Here is a 1,437-nt window from a genome sequence, read left to right as displayed (position 1 = left end):
TGAACTGCACCCCAATTGTTAGACACTATCTACAACTATTGGAGGTGCAGTTTTTTTGTCCAAATTTACTGCGGAAATGAAGCTACAAGCCGTGACTCGCTATTTAAGCGGAAAAGAAAGTTACAGAGAAATTGGAGAATCTATTGGAATAGATCACAAATCGATTGTTAAATGGGTAAGACAATACAACTACAATGGTGCAGAGGCATTGGTGAAACGTTGTACAAGTTATACACAAATGTTTAAACTAGAAGTACTACAATATATGACTGAAAATGGTACTTCTCTATGTGAAACGGCAGCTATTTTTAATATCCCAGCGCATTCCACTCTAGCTGTATGGAAAAGAAAGTTTGAAACACAAGGGATAGATGCCCTTCAGTCACAGGAACAGGGGCGTCTATCCATGAAAAAAGATTCAAATAAACAAAGTTCTACTGACCGTTCTTTTGAAGCACTAGAAAATCGAATAAAACAACTGGAAATGGAAAATGAGTATTTAAAAAAGTTGAATGCCTTAGTTCAAAACAAGGAAAAATCACCAAACAAGACAAAGCACAAGTAGTCTATGAGTTAAGGCATAAGTATTCGGTGAAGTCACTCGTAAAACTCGCTGGCATTCCACGCAGCACCTATTATAATTTAGTAAAACGAATGAATCGACTTGATCCAGACACCGATATAAAAGGAGAAATCCAAGCCATTTATGAAGAACATGAAGGTCGTTACGGTTACCGTCGTATTCGGGATGAGCTAGTGAATCGTGGGAAAAAAGTAAATCATAAGAAGGTTCAACGAATCATGAAAGAGCTGGGTTTAAGATGCCTAGTGCGGATGAAAAGGTATAAATCTTATAAAGGCACAGTCGGTAAAATAGCGCCAAATCATTTAGACCGTCAATTTAGTGCGGACGCACCGAATGAAAAATGGGTAACAGATATTACAGAATTCAAGCTATTTGGTGAAAAGCTGTATCTATCGCCTGTATTAGATTTATTTAATGGTGAAATTATTACGTATACCATCGGTTCTCGACCAACGTATTCATTAGTTTCGGACATGTTAGAAAAAGCATTAGAATCCTTACCAGAAAGGCATCAATTACTCATGCATTCCGACCAAGGATGGCATTATCAAATGAACCAATATCGCAACTTGCTTCAAGCAAAAGGGGTTAAACAGAGTATGTCACGTAAAGGTAACTGTTACGATAACTCTGTAATGGAAAACTTCTTTGGGATACTGAAGTCAGAATTGCTTTATTTTAAGGAATTTGAAAGTGTGAACCACTTTAAACTAGAATTAGAAAAATATATAGAATACTATAATAGGAAACGGTTAAAGGGAAAATTGAAAATGAGTCCGGTACAATACCGAACTCATTTTGAACAAGTTGCCTCATGAAATAACTGTGTCTAACTTTTAGGGGTCACTACA

Annotated in this window: 1 protein-coding gene; it reads left to right on the top strand. The window is 36.6% G+C overall.

Annotated features, from left to right (window positions below; genetic code table 11):
• Positions 1-55: 55 nt before the first annotated feature.
• Positions 56-1,404 (top strand): IS3 family transposase gene (locus tag U9M49_RS22570; protein WP_224935613.1). Its coding sequence is split into 2 segments (ribosomal slippage): positions 56-500 and positions 500-1,404, totalling 1,350 coding nucleotides; the frame shifts between segments, so codons are not numbered across the junction.
• Positions 1,405-1,437 lie beyond the last annotated feature (33 nt).

This window comes from Cytobacillus sp. OWB-43 (assembly GCF_034651445.1).
Lineage (GTDB): Bacteria > Bacillota > Bacilli > Bacillales > Cytobacillaceae > Cytobacillus > Cytobacillus kochii.
The sequence above is the reverse complement of the archived record's forward strand: the minus strand, read 5'-3'. Positions and strand labels throughout refer to the sequence as shown.